Origin of the sequence: Corynebacterium aquilae DSM 44791 (assembly GCF_001941445.1) — a bacterium.
Classification (GTDB): Bacteria; Actinomycetota; Actinomycetes; order Mycobacteriales; family Mycobacteriaceae; genus Corynebacterium; species Corynebacterium aquilae.
This window is the reverse complement of sequence record NZ_CP009245.1, coordinates 1,092,361-1,109,781: the sequence shown is the minus strand read 5'-3', so window position 1 is coordinate 1,109,781 and position 17,421 is coordinate 1,092,361. Positions and strand designations below refer to the sequence as shown.

The 17,421-nt window shown below is 61.7% G+C and carries 15 protein-coding genes; 9 read left to right on the top strand and 6 right to left on the bottom strand.

The genetic code is table 11. From position 1 onward, the window contains the following. Positions 1 to 187 precede the first annotated feature (187 nt). Together CAQU_RS04710 and CAQU_RS04705 are read left to right on the top strand one after the other, a co-directional pair. Positions 188 to 3,916 (top strand): multifunctional oxoglutarate decarboxylase/oxoglutarate dehydrogenase thiamine pyrophosphate-binding subunit/dihydrolipoyllysine-residue succinyltransferase subunit, encoded by a 3,729-nt coding sequence (locus tag CAQU_RS04710; protein ID WP_425429702.1) that lies wholly within the window; start codon positions 188 to 190, stop codon positions 3,914 to 3,916. A gap of 345 nt (positions 3,917 to 4,261) precedes the next feature. Continuing rightward, positions 4,262 to 4,489: a hypothetical protein gene (locus tag CAQU_RS04705; protein WP_075725668.1), complete on the top strand. Its 228-nt coding sequence runs from the start codon at positions 4,262 to 4,264 to the stop codon at positions 4,487 to 4,489. A 77-nt stretch (positions 4,490 to 4,566) separates the two neighbouring features. On the opposite strand, the gene CAQU_RS04700 is transcribed toward CAQU_RS04705, so the two are convergent. Continuing rightward, complete coding sequence (locus CAQU_RS04700; protein WP_157108904.1) at positions 4,567 to 5,274, bottom strand: hypothetical protein; 708 nt, start codon at positions 5,272 to 5,274, stop codon at positions 4,567 to 4,569. Between the two features lie 590 nt (positions 5,275 to 5,864). Between CAQU_RS04700 and CAQU_RS04695 the strand changes: the two genes are divergently transcribed. Further along, positions 5,865 to 6,977 (top strand): magnesium and cobalt transport protein CorA, encoded by a 1,113-nt coding sequence (locus CAQU_RS04695; RefSeq protein ID WP_084562798.1) that lies wholly within the window; start codon positions 5,865 to 5,867, stop codon positions 6,975 to 6,977. Positions 6,978 to 7,060: 83 nt separating this feature from the next. Here the strand turns inward: CAQU_RS04695 and CAQU_RS04690 are convergent, their stop codons facing one another. Beyond that, the gene (locus CAQU_RS04690; RefSeq protein WP_075725666.1) at positions 7,061 to 7,615 is read right to left on the bottom strand and encodes a general stress protein; all 555 of its coding nucleotides are present in this window, start codon (positions 7,613 to 7,615) and stop codon (positions 7,061 to 7,063) included. A 197-nt stretch (positions 7,616 to 7,812) separates the two neighbouring features. Between CAQU_RS04690 and CAQU_RS04685 the strand changes: the two genes are divergently transcribed. From CAQU_RS04685 to CAQU_RS04675, 3 genes are all read left to right on the top strand, one after another. Continuing rightward, positions 7,813 to 9,093: a magnesium transporter MgtE N-terminal domain-containing protein gene (locus CAQU_RS04685; RefSeq protein ID WP_075725664.1), complete on the top strand. Its 1,281-nt coding sequence runs from the start codon at positions 7,813 to 7,815 to the stop codon at positions 9,091 to 9,093. Between the two features lie 65 nt (positions 9,094 to 9,158). Then, a complete protein-coding gene (locus tag CAQU_RS04680) occupies positions 9,159 to 9,731 on the top strand; it encodes a DUF1003 domain-containing protein (RefSeq protein ID WP_245797297.1) in 573 nt (190 codons plus the stop codon). 14 nt (positions 9,732 to 9,745) lie between these two features. Further along, positions 9,746 to 10,873 (top strand): Mrp/NBP35 family ATP-binding protein, encoded by a 1,128-nt coding sequence (locus CAQU_RS04675; RefSeq protein ID WP_075725660.1) that lies wholly within the window; start codon positions 9,746 to 9,748, stop codon positions 10,871 to 10,873. A 72-nt stretch (positions 10,874 to 10,945) separates the two neighbouring features. Here CAQU_RS04675 and tatB read toward each other — a convergent pair whose 3' ends face one another. From tatB to sigE, 3 genes are all read right to left on the bottom strand, one after another. Then, the gene (gene tatB / locus CAQU_RS04670) at positions 10,946 to 11,416 is read right to left on the bottom strand and encodes a Sec-independent protein translocase protein TatB (protein ID WP_075725658.1); all 471 of its coding nucleotides are present in this window, start codon (positions 11,414 to 11,416) and stop codon (positions 10,946 to 10,948) included. 149 nt (positions 11,417 to 11,565) lie between these two features. After that, a complete protein-coding gene (locus CAQU_RS04665) occupies positions 11,566 to 11,946 on the bottom strand; it encodes an anti-sigma factor family protein (protein ID WP_075725656.1) in 381 nt (126 codons plus the stop codon). 293 nt (positions 11,947 to 12,239) lie between these two features. Beyond that, a complete protein-coding gene (gene sigE / locus CAQU_RS04660; RefSeq protein ID WP_425429701.1) occupies positions 12,240 to 12,920 on the bottom strand; it encodes an RNA polymerase sigma factor SigE in 681 nt (226 codons plus the stop codon). A gap of 227 nt (positions 12,921 to 13,147) precedes the next feature. Between sigE and CAQU_RS04655 the strand changes: the two genes are divergently transcribed. Next, positions 13,148 to 13,801, top strand: coding sequence for an O-methyltransferase (locus tag CAQU_RS04655; protein WP_157108903.1), 654 nt, complete (start codon positions 13,148 to 13,150; stop codon positions 13,799 to 13,801). Between the two features lie 180 nt (positions 13,802 to 13,981). Here CAQU_RS04655 and glgC read toward each other — a convergent pair whose 3' ends face one another. Beyond that, positions 13,982 to 15,199, bottom strand: coding sequence for a glucose-1-phosphate adenylyltransferase (gene glgC, locus CAQU_RS04650; RefSeq protein ID WP_075725652.1), 1,218 nt, complete (start codon positions 15,197 to 15,199; stop codon positions 13,982 to 13,984). Between the two features lie 165 nt (positions 15,200 to 15,364). Here glgC and glgA point away from each other — a divergent pair, with 165 nt between their 5' ends. Together glgA and budA are read left to right on the top strand one after the other, a co-directional pair. Then, a complete protein-coding gene (gene glgA / locus CAQU_RS04645; protein WP_075725650.1) occupies positions 15,365 to 16,537 on the top strand; it encodes a glycogen synthase in 1,173 nt (390 codons plus the stop codon). Positions 16,538 to 16,680: 143 nt separating this feature from the next. Next, positions 16,681 to 17,421 carry an acetolactate decarboxylase gene (gene budA, locus CAQU_RS04640; protein ID WP_075725648.1) on the top strand — a complete coding sequence of 247 codons (741 nt, stop codon included), beginning with the start codon at positions 16,681 to 16,683 and terminating at the stop codon, positions 17,419 to 17,421.

Here is a 17,421-nt window from a genome sequence, read left to right as displayed (position 1 = left end):
GCGACCATCGGAGACAGCTGCCCACCACCCCACCGGGTAGCGAAACCCCTGCTCGCCCCCGCAGGCACACCCGAAAGTGCGTAAAATAAGACATTCGACGTGCTGACACGTTAGCCTGTAGTAATCCGGTGTGAGTTCTCGCTACCCCCGAAACTCACCAAACAAACCACGTACTTGTTGTAAAGAAATGAGGCGAGCACCTGCCGTGAGCAGCGCAAACCAGTTCGGCCAGAATCAATGGCTGGTAGACGAAATGTTCCAGCAGTTCCAGAAAGACCCCAACTCGGTCGATCAGGAATGGCGCGACCTGTTTGAAAAGCAGGGCGTAATGGCCGCCAACGCAGCAGATTCTTCCCCCGCCGCTAACTCCCAGCAGGCACCCGCAGCAGCAAAGCCCGCTGCAGGTGGCTCTAGCGGCGCAAAGAAGATCCGCACCGCCGGCCCCGGCACCACCGCCGAGACCCACGAAGCCAAGCTGGCGGAGAAAAAGCGCAAGGAAGCCTCCCCGCTTAACCGCACCCGCGAGCTGCCCGAAGCCGGCGAGACCACCATGACCGGCATCGCCAAGGCGATCGCCAAGAACATGGACCTCTCCCTCGAGGTTCCCACCGCCACCTCCGTGCGCGACATGCCGGCCCGCCTGATGTTCGAAAACCGCGCCATGGTCAACGAGCACCTGCGTCGCACCCGCGGTGGCAAGATCTCCTTTACTCACATCATCGGCTACGCCATGGTCAAGGCCGTCATGGCCCACCCGGACATGAACAACGCCTACGCCGTCAAGGACGGCAAGCCGACCCTGATCGTGCCCGAGCACATCAACCTCGGCCTGGCCATCGACCTGCCCCAAAAGGACGGCTCCCGCGCCCTGGTCGTCGCCGCCATCCGCGAATGTGAAAACCTTTCCTTCTCCGAGTTCGTCGAGGCCTACGAAGACGTCGTCGATCGCGGCCGCAAGGGCAAGCTGACCGGCAAGGACTTCTCCGGCGTCACCATCTCCCTGACCAACCCCGGCGGCATCGGCACCCGCCACTCCGTGCCCCGCCTGACCAAGGGCCAGGGCGCCATCATCGGCGTCGGCTCCATGGATTACCCGGCAGAGTTCCAGGGCGCGAGCGAAGACCGCCTGGCAGAGCTGGGTGTCGGCAAGCTGGTCACCATTACCTCCACCTACGATCACCGCATCATCCAGGGCGCCGAGAGCGGCGAATTCCTGCGCACCATGAGCCAGCTGCTGGTCGACGACCACTTCTGGGACCACATCTTCGAGGTCATGCGCGTGCCCTACGCCCCGATGCGGTGGGCCCAGGACATCCCGAACCGCGGCGTGGACAAGAACACCCGCGTCATGCAGCTCATCGAGGCCTACCGCTCCCGCGGCCACCTCCTGGCTGACATCAACCCGCTGCACTGGCAGCAGCCCGGCATGCCGATCCCGGATCACCGCGACCTGCAGATCGAAACCCACGGCCTGACCCTGTGGGACCTGGACCGTACCTTCAACGTCGGTGGCTTCGACGGCCGCGAAACCATGACCCTGCGTGAGGTGCTCGCCAAGCTGCGCGCCGCCTACACCCTCAAGGTCGGCTCCGAGTACACCCACATCCTCGACCGCGACGAGCGCACCTGGCTGCAGGACCGCCTCGAAGCAGGCCAGCCGAAGGCCACCCCCGCCGAGCAGAAGTACATCCTGCAGAAGCTCAATGCCGCCGAAGCTTTCGAGAACTTCCTGCAGACCAAGTACGTCGGCCAGAAGCGCTTCTCCCTCGAGGGCGCCGAGGCTCTCATCCCGCTGATGGATGCCGCCATCGACACCGCCGCAGGCCAGGGCCTGGACGAGGTCGTCATCGGCATGCCGCACCGTGGTCGCCTCAACGTGCTGGCCAACATCGTGGGTAAGCCGCTGCGCACCCTGTTCAACGAGTTCGAAGGCAACATCGACCCGGCACAGGCCGGCGGCTCCGGCGACGTGAAGTACCACCTCGGTGCGACCGGCCAGTATCTGCAGATGTTCGGCGACGGCGACATCAAGGTCACCCTGACCGCTAACCCCTCCCACCTCGAGGCCGTCAACCCGGTCATGGAGGGCATTGCCCGCGCCAAGCAGGACATCCTGGATCTTGGCCCCGACGGCTACTCCGTCGTGCCGATGCTGCTCCACGGCGACGCAGCCTTCGCAGGCCTGGGCATCGTGCCCGAGACCATCAACCTGGCCAACCTGCGCGGCTACACCGTCGGCGGCACCATCCACATCGTGGTGAACAACCAGATCGGCTTCACCACCACCCCGGATTCCTCCCGCTCCTCCCACTACGCCACCGACATCGCCAAGGCCTTCGGCTGCCCGGTGTTCCACGTCAACGGTGACGACCCGGAGGCTGTGGTGTGGGTCGGCCGCCTGGCCACCGAATACCGTCGCCGCTTCGGCAAGGACGTCTTCATCGACCTGGTGTGCTACCGCCGCCGCGGCCACAACGAGGCCGACGACCCGTCGATGACCCAGCCGCAGATGTACGACATCATCGACAACAAGGAAACCACCCGCACCAAGTACACCGAGGACCTGGTCGGCCGTGGCGATCTGACCAACGCCGATGCTGAGGCCGTGGCACGTGACTTCCACGACCAGATGGAGTCCGTCTTCAACGAAGTGAAGATGGCCGAAAAGCAGCAGGTTAAGGCCCAGGAAGGCATCACCTCCTCCCAGAAGCTGCCGCACGGCCTGGACACCTCCATCACCCGCGAGCGCATGGTCGAAATCGGCCAGGCCTACGTCAACACCCCCGAAGGCTTCGAAGCTCACCCGCGTGTCGCACCGGTGGCCAAGAAGCGCGCCGAGTCCGTCCGCGAGGGCGGCATCGACTGGGGTTGGGGCGAGCTGCTCGCCTTCGGCTCCCTGGCCATGGAGGGCAAGCTGGTCCGCCTGGCCGGCGAGGATTCCCGCCGCGGTACCTTCACCCAGCGCCACGCCGTGATGATCGACCCGCGCACCGCCGCCGAGTACAACCCCATCGACGACTTGGCCCGCGCCAACGGCTCCGGCAAGTTCCTGGTGTACAACTCCGCCCTGACCGAGTACGCCGGCATGGGCTTCGAGTACGGCTACTCCGTCGGTAACCCGGATGCTGTGGTCGCTTGGGAAGCACAGTTCGGTGACTTCGCCAACGGCGCGCAGACCATCATCGACGAGTACGTCTCCTCCGGTGAGGCAAAGTGGGGCCAGACCTCCGGTGTCATCCTGCTTCTCCCCCACGGCTACGAGGGCATGGGCCCGGACCACTCCTCCGCCCGCATCGAGCGCTACCTGCAGCTGTGTGCTGAGGGTTCCATGACCGTCGCCCAGCCGTCCACCCCGGCAAACCACTTCCACCTGCTGCGCCGCCACGCCCTGTCCGAGCTCAAGCGCCCGCTGGTCGTGTTCACCCCGAAGTCCATGCTGCGCCTGAAGGAAGCAGCCTCGGCAGTCGAAGACTTCACCGAGGTCAAGAAGTTCCGCTCCGTCATCAACGACCCGCGCCTGGTCGACCGCGACAACAACGTCATCGGCGATTGCGACAAGGTCAAGACCATCATGCTGGTCTCCGGCAAGCTGTACTACGAGCTGGAAAAGCGCCGCAAGAAGCTCGACCGCGACGATGTCGCCATCGTCCGCCTCGAGATGCTGCACCCGATCCCGCACAACCGTCTGAAGGAAGCATTCGACTTCTACCCGAATGCCACCGAGATCCGCTTCTGCCAGGACGAGCCCGCCAACCAGGGCCCGTGGCCGTTCCTCGGCCTGCACCTGCCGGAACTCATCGATGGTCTGCTGCCGATGAAGCGCATCTCCCGCCGCGCACAGTCCTCCACCTCCACTGGTCTGGCAAAGGTCCACCAGTTCGAGCAGGAGCAGCTGCTGCAGGCTGCCTTCGAATAACCAGCCTTTAAGGCCTAAGGCGCCGCCTCTTCACACGGCCGGGGCCCGCACCCCTCAATCAGGGTGCGGGCCCCGGTCTTTTTTGTGCGCGGGGCCGCCAACCACCCACCAATAATTCATGCACAACCCGGTATGCATTGAACACTTTTGCACCCAAATCATGCGCTGGCATCCTTGACCCCGACACCTTCCCCCCACAGCTCAATACTGAGACGCCAGCACCACCCAGCCCCACCCCCTCAGGCGTCGCTCCCTCCCCACTGATGGGGGTAGCTCAGAACCACGCACCGGCCTTCATGAAGTCTTACCCACCACAGAGGACATCCCCGAAAGGCCAAACTGATCGTGACCCCCAACCACCACACCCCCGCCCGCGCCCTGGCAGGCCAGCCCGGCGCCCGCGCCCGCCACCGCTTCTGGACCAACTCCGGCACCGCCGGCCCGGGACGCTACCTGTGCGCCAAGCGCTTCACCCCGCAACAGACCCCCACGCCCTGCGAGAAAGCGCCCAAACAGCAGCAGGAAACACCGCGCCCCACAGCACGGGCGGCGCGGCATCGCTACGTGCTCTAGCGCCCATCACACCCCAACGCATGGGGATTGACCCCCAATCCCCCACTGCAGCCCCCTACAAGGCCACAAGCGCCCTCCTAGCGGCCCAAATCGTGGCTGCGCAAATAGGGGCCGAGAGTCTCCGAGACAGAGCTGGTGCGCTCCACCTCCTGGGCAAGTTGATCCACATCCTTGGTGCTGATGGTGCCAGTCACCCGGTTCATGATGAGCCGGCCTTTACGATTCAACACCGGCTTGCGATAGATCGGCACCACGTTCTGCGGCAGCTTCGGAGAAGACTCCGGGTCGCACGCCACCGCATTGGAAGGATCCGTCGCCGCCAAAGAACCCGGCAAAGAATTCACCAAGGCCTCATAGGTCTTATCCCGCCAGGTGCCGTCATTGGGATCAATCTTGCCTTCGGCAATCGCCTGCGAATACTCCTCCGACAACCGGGAAGCCTCGACGGGATTAAGCTCCTCCAGCAGCTGGCCAGTACAGCCCACCACCACGTCAGCCTTGCCGGACACCAACGCCTCCAGGCGAGCGGTCGACGGCGCATCCTCGCTGGGAAGATACGGCACCGCATCGCGCCCATAATTATTCAGCGCGCGCATGTACAACTCGCCCACAATCCACTGCTTCGGACTCGCATCATCAATGACGACCCGCACAGCATTAGCCTGCGCCGGATTAACCTCCCGCTGGGGTTCCGGGGCGCACCCCGCCACCAGGCCACCAACCACGCCCAACACCACCAACAGCCCCGCAGGGCGAGTCAGCATGGCACGTCGGCGAAAAAACACGGCGAATCCTTATGGTCAGGGTGAAAACAGCTACAAAATCAGCAAAAACACAACACAACCACCGCGGCAATCCTGGCGTAGCCACGACCCCGGGGCGGTGTCTCATTTTTAAGCGTCGGTGAATTTTTTTCTGCCGTTACATCCTACCCTGCTGCTGCACCTATCCTGCAGTTCGGCATCGTGACATGACTTACTCACCAGCCCCACCACACCAGGGTTTTTCACTATGTGGACACCTCACCCCCGGACAGAGCCTTCCCGTCTTGGACAAGGCAACTCCACGGGTTTAGCATGGGGCAGTCGAACCGACCTGCGTTCTCTCCTGCACGACGAAAAACGCCCAGTAGAAAAAGCGCACCAACTCGGCCCGTCACACTCACCGTCATCCCGCCTGCGCGGGACAACGCTCGTCTCACGGTCACGCCCCGCGACACCACCCGCCACCAACACGCACACCAGCGCTGTCGGCCCGCCGCCCGGCACCCGTGAATCAGCCCAAACACCCCAGTGGCCTGTCCACCACACCCCGGCGCGAGCCCCGCGCCTCGGATGCTGGATCACCACTCGAGCGAGTCAGAGGGAGGCTAACCATGGCTTCAAACCCATTCATCAAGCCCGTCAAAGCTGCGGCTGGTGTCGCCAAAGCATCTGCTACTAAAGCCAAACCGAAGATCTCGCCGAAACCTAAGCTGCCCGTTCCTGTGGAGGCCGCTATTGAGCGCTGTGCTGTCTACTCCGATGGTGCCGCCGAGCGGGGACAGTACACCTACACTTCAGCGTTGAAGGAAGTCCGCGAGCGTGGCGAGGGTTTTGTCTGGTTGGCTTTGCGGGAGCCCGATGAGCGCCAAATGTTGGCCATCGCTAACGCTTACGATGTGCACGAACTCATTGCCGAAGATGCGGTGACTGCGCACCAGCGCCCCAAGGTTGAGCGCTATGACGACCAGTTGTTTTTTGTGGTTCGTTCGGTGCGTTACCGGGAACACGAGTCGGTGACTAACGCCAAGGAAATCATTCAGACCGGCGAGGTTCAGATGATTCTTGGCCCAGATTTCATCATCACCATTACTCACTCCGGTGGTACTAATTTGGCTCAGATTCGGCGGCTGGTTGATGCGGAACCGGAGCAGGTCGCTATGGGCCCCACTGGTATTTCTTGGGTGGTCGCTGACATCCTGGTCGACCAGTATCTTGCTATCGCCCAGCAGCTGTCGACCGATGTCGATGAGTTGGAAACCGAGGTGTTCACCCCGGATACCCGCTTCGACATCGAGCAGATCTACATGCTCAAGCGGGAGATTCTCGAAATGCGGCACGCTATCGATCCGTTGGCCACGGCGCTGCGCAGCCTGATCGCTAATCACAAGGACATCCTGAGCAAGGAGCTTCGCTCTTACTACCGCGACGTGCTTGACCACGAGCTGATCGCCGCCGATCAGATCGCCTCCTACGATGAGCGTCTGTCTTCCCTGATCGATGCTGGTGTGGCGATGATTTCGCTGCAGCAGAACAACGACATGCGTAAGATTTCCGCCCTTGTCGGTATGGCGGCATTGCCCACTATGATCGCCGGCATTTACGGCATGAACTTCGAAAACATGCCGGAGTTGCAAAGCCCTTATGGCTACTACATCTGTTTGGCCGTGATGGTGTTGTCGGTGGTTCTCATGTGGTGGTTTATGAAGAAAAACCGGTGGCTTTAGACCGATCCTGCACAACACCCCGGCCGGGTGCCCAGGGCTCTTTTTATGAGTTGGGTACCCGGCCGGGGTGTTGTGTTTGGGGTTTAGCCGAAGAACTTATCTGGCCGGCCTGTGGTTTCCCCCGGGCGTTTGTGGGTCTGTGTGCTTTCGGGGGGACGTCGGCCGGATACGATCGCTGCGACAAGATCTCGGGCGTGGGGCGCGAATTCCGGGTCACACAACACGTCGTAGCGGGTGGCGACGAGTTCTGTGCGGGTCAAAAACTTTTTGCGCCGGGGTGCGAATAGTTGGGGCACGAAGGTGACGACCAGGCCGAACACTACCGTCATCGCGACCGCGCTGGCCATGGTTTCGGCCATGTTGTTGCCGGTGAGCCCGAAGACCAAACCGATGAGCATGCCGAGTGCTACCGACTGCACGAGTGAGGAGAACAGTAACCGCACCCAGGTGACGGGGGCGACGACGTGCTCGACTTCCATGGGGCCAAGGCCGACGATGGTCAGTGCGGTGGGTGGTACCGCGGGATCGGCCACCAATTCGTTGACGATTTGTTGGGCCTGTTCGTAGGTCTCAAAGCTGCCGACCGGCCAGCCGGTGGGCATGCTGCGGGGTGCGGGCATGGGGGCGCTGGGAGCCATTGGTAGCTGTTCACAGCCTTTCGTCGCGCTCTGAAAAACAATTCACCCCGGTGGGTGAGGTGGCAGTCCGCCTGTTTGTAGTGCCCGGGATATATGCGGGGCTTATATGCAGTCTAACTGCAAAGGAAGGCTTTTTTGTTCCCGAAAAAGCAGCAGGGTTCGGGGTTGGGCTTTTGGGCTGGCTAGACTAGGAAACCATGAGTTCCGTGACCCGCCTGTACGTTGGCCGTTTGGCCGGCATGATTGTCCGTGGACCCGACACCGAGCCCATTGGGCGTGTTCGAGATGTCATGGTCAATATCAGACCCGCGCATTCCTCTTCGCGTGCCTTGGGTTTGGTGGTGGAGATGGTGAATAAACGCCGCATTTTTGTTCCTATGCTCCGCATCGCCGCCATCGACCCGCAGGAGGTCACTTTGGTCAGCGGTTCGGTGTCGATGCGCACCTTCCAGCGCAGGGCTGGCGAGTTGTCGATCGTTAACGATGTGATCGGTGCGCGCGTGCAGGTTGATGATCCGGAGTTGCGGGATTTGCATAGCAAGCCGGTGCAGATCACGGATGTGGAGATCGAGCAGACACGCACCCGTGATTGGCAGATTTCTCGCGTCGCGGTCAGTGGCCCGAAGTCGACGTTTGCGCGTCGTGCTCCCCTGTTTGAGGTGCCGTGGACCTATGTGCACGGCTTGGCGACCACCGCGGCCGATCATTCCCCGGCGACGGCGGAGTTGTTGGCGCAATTTGATGACATGCGCCCGGCGGATGCTGCGACGTTGATGCATCAGTTGACGCCGACGCAGCGCCATGATGTGGCTGAGGAACTTGATGACGAGCGGCTGGCGGATATTCTCCAGGAGCTTCCCGAGGATCATCAGGCGGAGCTGATTGAGTCTTTGGCGATTGAGCGCGCGGCCGATGTGTTGGAGGAGATGGATCCGGATGATGCCGCCGACTTGTTGGGTGAGCTTCCTGACGCGAAAGCGGATGTTCTGCTGGAGCTGATGGATCCGGAGGAGTCCGAGCCGGTGCGTCGTCTGTTGGACTTTGACGACGATACGGTTGGCGCCATCATGACCCCGGAGCCGGTGATTTTGACTCCGCAGACTACGGTCGCTGAGGCTTTGGCCACGGTACGAAATCCTGACCTGCCGACGTCACTGTCGTCGATGGTGTTTGTGGTGCGCCCGCCGACGGGCACCCCGACCGGCACCTATTTGGGGTGTGTGCACTTGCAGAAGCTGTTGCGCGAGGCTCCTTCCACGTTGGTCAGTGGAATTTTGGATCCGGATTTGCCGCCTTTGTACGCCGATGACGATAAGGAGACGGCGGCTCGCTATTTCGCCACCTATAACTTGGTGTGTGGGCCGGTTCTCGACGAGGATAAGCATCTGTTGGGTGCGGTCAGTGTGGATGACTTGTTGGACCACATGTTGCCGGATGACTGGCGTGAGATGGGTATTCGCCCCCAGCCGCGAGGTTAGGGCTTTTTTGATGCAAACTGTATTTTTCGCCTGCGTGGTGGATGTTTTTTCGAGGAGGGGCCCGCGTGGCTGAGCAAGTGTCGAAGACTTTGTTGGACACCCCATCCAGTGGTCAGCGTCGCAAGCTGATCAATGTTGATGGCGATGCGGTGGGTGCTTTCGCCGAGAAGGTGGCGCGCTTTTTCGGTACCGGCGAGTATCTGTTTTGGCAGACCATTTTTGTGATCATTTGGATTGGTCTGAATGTGGGTGGTTTTGCCTGGAATTGGGATCCTTACCCGTTCATTTTGTTGAATTTGGCGTTTTCCACCCAGGCTGCTTACGCGGCGCCGTTGATTTTGTTGGCGCAGAACCGCCAGGAGGATCGCGACCGTGCGGTGTTGGCTGATGACCGGCGTCGTGCGGAGCAAACGAAGGCCGATACGGAGTTTCTTGCCCGGGAGTTGGCGAGTGTGCGTTTGGCGTTGGGCGATTCGGTCTCGCGTGATTACCTGCGCCATGAGCTGGAGGATGTCAAGGATTTGTTGGGCCGTTTGGAGGCCAAGTTGGATGACGTGTCGGCGCGTTCGCAGGCTCGCGCGCACAAGGATGGTGCTGGTGACTCTCCCGCTGGCGACCTGACGGAACCTTTGGGATAGGATCAGACCTCGTTATGGCTAACGTTTCACAAGATAAAATTTTCGAGGCTCTCGCCACCGTTGACGACCCGGAGATCGGTCGCCCGATCACTGAGCTGGGCATGGTCGACGAGGTCACTGTGGAGGGCGGCAGTGTGGCTGTGCGCATCCTGCTGACGATTGCGGGGTGCCCGATGAAGACCGCCCTGACTGAGGCGACGCGCGCGGCTGTTGCTGCTGTTGATGGGGTGGATGCTGTTGAGGTCACCTGCGGGGTGATGACTGACGAGCAGCGCCGCCAGTTGCGCAGCCAGTTGAAAGGTGGCGGTGAGGAGCTGCCGAATCCTTTCAACGATCCGAATTCGCGTACGCGGGTCTATGCTGTGGCTTCCGGTAAGGGTGGTGTCGGTAAGTCCTCTGTCACGGTGAATTTGGCGGCTGCGTTGGCTGCGCGTGGTTTGTCGGTGGGCATTGTGGATGCCGATATTTATGGGCATTCTGTGCCGCACATGTTGGGCAGTGATGATCGCCCCACTCCGGTGGATGACATGATCATGCCGCCGCAGGCGCATGGGGTGAAGATGATTTCGATCGCTCATTTCACGGAGGGTAATGCTCCGGTGGTGTGGCGTGGCCCGATGTTGCATCGCGCGATTTCGCAGTTTTTGACCGATGTGTTTTGGGGCGATGTGGATGTGCTGTTGCTTGATTTGCCTCCGGGCACGGGCGATATTGCTATTTCGGTGGCGCAGCTTCTCCCCCAGGCTGAGCTGTTGATTGTGACGACTCCGCAGGCCGCTGCCGCCGAGGTTGCGGAGCGTGCGGGTTCGATCACGCAGCAGACCCGCCAGAAGATCGCCGGTGTGATTGAGAACATGGCCGCCATGGTGATGCCGGATGGCAGCGTGGTGGATGTGTTTGGTTCCGGTGGTGGCCAGATTGTGGCGGATCGTTTGTCGGTGATTACCGGTACGCAGGTGAATTTGTTGGGCAGTATTCCTTTGGATCCGCAGGTGCGCATTGGTGGCGATGACGGCACGCCGATCGCGATTGGGCAGCCCGACTCCCCTGCCGGGAAGGCCTTTGGTGCGATTGCTGAGAAGCTGGCTCGCCGCCAGGATTCTTTGGCGGGGATGCCGCTGGGAGTGACTCCGCGTCGCTAGGTTTTTTAGCCTGTGGGGTTTGTTGCCCCTGACGATCAAGACCCGCCCTTTATTCAAAGGGCGGGTCTTTGCTTAGATAACTTCGTCGTAGGCGCCTGGTTCGGCTGCCGGGGGCTGCGGGTTGGGTTGGGGTTGTTGTGGCGCCGGGGTGGGCGCTGATGGGGGTTGGACGCGTTCGGCGTGGGTGGTGTTGTTGTCGGCGTTTTTGCGCACCGCTTGTCCCGCGGTTTCTTGGGACATGATTTTTTTGGGGTCGAAGGAGTCCAGGAAGGAGTCGTCGCCGTCGAGGAGGGTGCGGGTGACGACGGCGCGGGGGGTCATGCCGCGGAGCTTGTTGAGGTCGCGCAGTGGTTCGGCGATGCTGTCGAACTCTGGGCCTAGTTCGCCGGCGAGTTCTTTTTTCGCGTTGTCGATGGCGGTGCGTGCGGCATAGATTGCGGCGCGGGCGTCTTCGATGACGCGTGGGAGTCGTTCGGGGCCGATGACGATGAGCCCGACGATGAACACCACCATGATCTCGGTCCACCCAAGATTGGTAAACACGCGTGGTCGCCACCTTCCGATGCGTTCACATCTGGCTGCTGTCCCTTGTGCGGGGGGCTTGTCAGTATGTGGTGTTGTGGGTAAGTCTGTGTGGCCGCGGGGACTTAGGTCTTGGCGGCCAGGGGGTCAAGAGAGTCGGAGGGCTATTTTTAGCTCCGCTTGTTTCTTGAAAGTGCCGTAAAAATCTTAGCAACTGACGATGGCGTGGTGTCGTGCTGGGGCGCGGTTTGTTCGCAGGCTGCGTCGGCGATGTTGGTGAGTTTTGCGATCAGTGCGCTGGGGGCGCAGATTGGCTGCTGTTCGCTGGAGCGTAGCGCTTCGGCGGCGCGACGTTGGGCGGCGACGTCGGCGCGGCATTCTGCGCAGTGTACGAGGTGGATTTTTGCGCGGTGGGTAGCACCTGCTGATAGTTCACCGTCGACGAAAGCTGCGACGGCTTCGACTGTGAGGTGGTCGACTGAGGCGAAGCGTTTTTTGTTGCTGAGGCTTTTGCCTTTTGAGGGAAAGCCTTTTCTGTCTGTGAGCTTCATGGCGTTAAACGTCGACCTCCTTACATCAGTTGTGGCTGCTCGTTGTGTCCCAATGTACTCGTCTGCGCGCATCAGTGATGCCCGCAGCGCGTGTGTGAAGGGTTCTAGGCTGCCTCCGGTGGGTTTTTGTAAAGCCCTTATGCGGTGTTAACGATTGTGGTTGTCTGTGAGTTCCAGCCGCTCTGGCATTGCAGCAGATCGGGTGCGTTTCGGCGACGGGGGCGTAAACACAAAACCTGACTCCTGGTGGCCAGTGAGTCAGGTGAAAAGTGTTGGTGGTGGCGTCTGCCGGGCTAGCTGCGCACCGGGATGAGCTCGTTGACGGACTCGTTGGTCAGTGCGGCTGCTTCGAGGCTGGCGCGCAGGTGGGAGCGCCCGCGGTGGATCCGGGAGCGGACGGTGCCGAGTTTGACGCCGAGGGTGTCGGCGATTTCGTCGTAGCTCATCCCCATGACGTCACACAGGACGACAGCGACGCGGAAGTCGGGCGCAAGGTCGTCGAGCGCTTTTTGCAGAACCGGGTCGAGGTTGGCGAAGTTGTAGGCCTGTTCCGGGGTGAGGTCGTTGCCGGGCACCCGATCGTAGTCTTCGGGCAGGGCTTCCATGCGGATTTTTGCGCGGTGGCGCACCATGTCCAAAAACAGGTTGGTGGTGATGCGGTGCAGCCAGCCTTCGAAGGTGCCTGGCTGGTAGTTTTTCAGGCTGCGGAACACACGCATGAAGGTCTCTTGGGTGAGATCTTCGGCGTCTTGTTGGTTGCCGGAGAGGCGGTACGCGAGGCGGTAGACACTGTCGGCGTGTTCTGCGACGAGTTCCGCCCAGCTGGGCATGCCGGCGACGCCGGCGTCGAAGGCGGCGGTGCCCGTCAAAGGGGCATCGGCGTCAGGAGAAACCGGGGCGGCGGGGGTGCGTTTCACACTCATGCTGGGATTGTCCATCGTGGACTTAGTGTAGCCCAGATAAATGGCTGTCACCTAGTTAGGCAGTTACTGTCAAAAGGCTGTGATTGCTGCTGCTTTTAGGTTTCCCTCACCAGGGTTTGGCTCGGGCCCTGGCGGGGCGCAAGATCTTCGCTTTGGCCACTAGCATTTTCTGCCCCCATCGGTCACTTCAGCCGACTTTAGTCACAGCAGTTTCAGGTTTGGCGACTTTGGTGCGTTGCGCCCCTTGGTGCCGGTGGGCGCGCTTTTATGATGTGGGCGTGAGTACTTCTGCTTTTGACGCCATGCAGCGTTTCATCGATGAGGCCACCGTCACCGACGCCGCCCTCGATAACGCAACCAAGACAGCGCATGAATTCGGTTTGAATGTGCCCGATGCGGCCACCGCGTCGTTGCTGTCCACCCTGGCGGCGCTGGCCGCCGGAGCCAACAAGGCCTCCCTGGTGGCCATCACCCCGGCCGCCGCAGTGGTTGGCCTGCACCTACTGCGGGGTGTGCGTGGCGACAGTCAGCTCACCTGTATCGATCCGGAATCCGAGCACCAGCGCCACGCCCGGGAGGCGTTTTTGGAGGCCGGCTACGCGCCCTCCCAGTGCCGTTTCCTGCCCTCTCGCCCGCTGGAGGTCATGGGGCGTCTGGCGCCAAATAACTACCAGTTGATTTATGCCGATGTGCGGGCCACCGACCTATCCGCCATGGTGGAGGCCGCCTGGCCGCTGCTGACCGAAGGCGGCATCTTGGTGCTGGCCGACAGCCTGCTGGATGGGCTAGTCGGCGAGGAATCCCGCAATGACCGTGACGCGGTCGCCGCCCGCGAGGCCGACGCCCTGGTGTCAAGCATGGATGACGCCCTGGTGATGCGCCTGCCGCTGGGCGCCGGTTTAACCTGCGTGACCAAGCTGGCCCAGAAGTAACCCACCCCAAGCTTTTTTCACATCCACCACCGCCCGCCCCGAGAGGCCTTGCCCCTTTGCTTTAAGGGTCCTGGCCTGTTCGTGGAATTAGCGCCCAAAAGGCCCGTGAAAACACCACTGGCGGCAAGCCCCAACCATTGTGGGACTTGCCGCCAGTTTTGTGTGGCGCGCTAGCAGCGTTTAGACGACTTCGTTTTTGCCGACACAGACCACGCCACCGGGGCTGATCTTGAAGCGCTGTGCGTCGCGCTCGTGGTCGACGCCGATGAACTCACCATCGGAGACGCGCACGTTCTTATCCAAAATCGCGTGGCGCACCACCGCTCCCTTACCAATGCGGACACCCGGCATCAGCACCGAGCCCTCCACCGTCGCGCCTTCCTCAACGTAGACGTTGTTGGACACCACGGAGTTACGCACGGTAGCCGCGGAAATGATGGAGCCGGAAGCCACCATCGAGGACTGCGCGATACCACCAGCGACAAACTTTGCCGGGGGCAGATTGCCGTCGTCGGTGTTGTGAATCGGCCACGAGCGGTTGTACAGGTTGAACACCGGGTGGACGCTGATGAGATCCATGTGCGCCTCATAGAAGGCGTCGATGGTACCAACGTCGCGCCAGTAGCCGCGGTCACGGTCGGTAGCACCGGGAACCTTGTTCGCCATGAAGTCATAGACGTGGGCTTCACCCTTTTTGGTGAAGTACGGGATGATGTCGCCACCCATGTCGTGCTCAGAGTCTTCGTTTTCTGCATCCTCCTTCAGCGCCTCAATGAGGGCCTTGGTGGTGAAAACGTAGTTACCCATCGACGCGTAGGTCATGTCCGGATCGTCGGGAGTAGCCGGCGGGTCGGCGGGCTTTTCGATGAACTCAGTAATGGTGCCGCTCTCATCGGACTGGATGCAGCCGAAAGCGCTGGCCTCAGAGCGCGGAACGCGGATGCCCGCGACCGACACCGACGCGCCGGAGGCGATGTGCTCATCGACCATCTGCTTCGGATCCATGCGATAGACGTGGTCAGCGCCGAAAACGATGACGTAATCGGGATCCTCGTCGTAAATCAGGTTCAGGGACTGCAGAATCGCATCGGCGGATCCAGTGAACCACCTCTTACCCAGGCGCTGCTGGGCGGGGACAGGGGTGATGTACTGCCCTGCCAGGCCGGACAGCTGCCACGACTGGGAAATGTGGCGGTCCAGCGAGTGGGACTTGTACTGGGTCAGCACACAAATCTGCATGTACCCCGCGTTGACGAGATTCGACAACACGAAGTCAATCAGACGATAGGTGCCTCCAAAGGGGACGGCGGGTTTAGCCCTGTCGGCGGTCAGGGGAAATAGACGCTTCCCCTCGCCGCCAGCGAGGACGATGGCTAGGACATGCGGTTGGGCTCTCACGTCTTCTAACGCTAGTGATGTACGTGCGGTTTTGCCGGGGAATGTGCGAACTTCATTCCCATTAGGGGCATACGTCACAGCGTAGGGGGTTTTGTGATTTTGTTCATAGCTGCTTTGGGGATTAGTTGAAGCGCTACACCCGGTCGCCGGCATACGCTAGAAGGTATGCGAGTTGCAATGATGACCAAGGAGTACCCACCGGAGATCTACGGCGGCGCCGGCGTTCACGTCGCCGAGCTCGTGCGCTACATGCGCCAGCTAGAACACGTCGACGTCCACTGCATGGGCAAACCCCGCGACGAAAAAGACGTCTACGTCTACGGCGTCGACCCCGGCCTAGACAACGCCAACCCCGCCATCAAAACCCTGTCCACCGGACTGCGCATGGCCGACGCAGCCGGCAACGCCGACGTCGTCCACTCCCACACCTGGTACACCGGGCTCGGCGGGCACCTCGCCGGACGCCTCTACGGCATCCCCCACGTCGTCACCGCCCACTCCCTCGAACCCCACCGCCCCTGGAAACGCGAACAGCTCGGCGGCGGCTACGAAGTCTCCTCCTGGTCCGAACGCAACGCCTTCGAATACGCCGACGCAGTCATTGCGGTCTCCGCCAAAATGAAAGACGCCGTCCTCGAGGCCTACCCGCGCGTCGACGCCGACAAGATCCACGTGGTCCTCAACGGCATCGACACCCAACTGTGGCAGCCCCGCCCCACCTTCGACCACGCCGAAACCTCCGTGCTCGAAGAACTCGGCGTCGACCCCAGCCGCCCCATCGTCGCCTTCGTCGGGCGCATCACCCGCCAAAAGGGCGTCGCCCACCTGGTGCGCGCAGCCCAAAGCTTCGACAAAGACATCCAGCTCGTACTGTGCGCCGGCGCACCCGACACCCCCGAAATCGAAGCAGAAGTCACCGCACTCGTCGACGGGCTGCGGAAGCAACGCGACGGGGTGTTCTGGGTCAAAGACATGCGCCCCCGCGACCAGATCCAAGAAATCCTCAGCGCCGCCAGCGTCTTCGCCTGCCCCTCCATCTACGAGCCCCTCGGCATCGTCAACCTCGAAGCCATGGCCTGTGGCACCGCCGTCGTCGCCAGCGACGTCGGCGGCATCCCCGAGGTCGTCGTCGACGGCGAAACCGGCACCCTGGTGCACTACGACGAAACCAAGCCAGAACAATTCGAAGCCGGCCTAGCCTCCGCCATCAACGACCTGGTCGCCAACACCGCCAAGGCCACCGCCTACGGCGAAGCCGGCCGCGCCCGCGCCGTCGCCGATTTCTCCTGGGCCGCCATCGCAGAACAAACCATCCAGGTGTACAAGACACTGCTCTAGACCCAGCCCAAAAACAGGCCATCCCTTGCCGCCCCACCCCGCCCACGGGGCGCGGCAAGGGATCACTTTTATCCCCACACCTCCCCCACCCCACACAGCGTGTTCCCCGACACGTCAATCAATAAATCACTAGGGTAGGCCAGGTGAGCGCCAACAGCACTTTGCCGATTGAACGGCACACGATCTTCCAAAACTCCCTCATGTCCGCCCTCCTCGACGGCATCTACGACGGCGAAATGACCGTCAGCGAGCTGCTCGGGCACGGCAACTTTGGGCTGGGCACCTTCGACGCCCTCGACGGAGAAATGGTCATCATCGACGGCACCTGCTACCAACTGCGCGGCGACGGCACCGCCACCGTTGCGGACCTCACCCAACGCAGCCCCTTCGCAGTAGCCACCAACTTCGTGCCCCGCATCGTAAGAACAGCACCGGCCGGCACCGTCCGCGCGGACCTGTCCACGTTCATCGACTCCCTGCTGCCCTCAAAAAACTACATGTACGCGCTACGCATCACCGGCCGCTTTGATTTCGTCAAAGTGCGCACCGTGACCAAACAACAGCGCCCCTACCGCCCCATGGTCGACGCCACCGGGGACGACGCCGAACACACCTTCACCGACATCACCGGAGTCATCGCCGGATTCCGCACCCCCGTCTACGAAAAAGGAATCTCGGTCCCCGGCTGCCACGTGCACTTCATCGACGACGACCGCACCCGCGGCGGCCACATCCTCGACTTCACCGTCGGCGAAGCCACCATCGAAGTGTGCCCCGCCACCGACCTCAAACTACGACTCCCGCTCACCCACGACTTCTCCCGCGCTGAACTCAGCCCCGAAGATCTCGACCAACAACTCCACACCACGGAGGTCAAACAATAG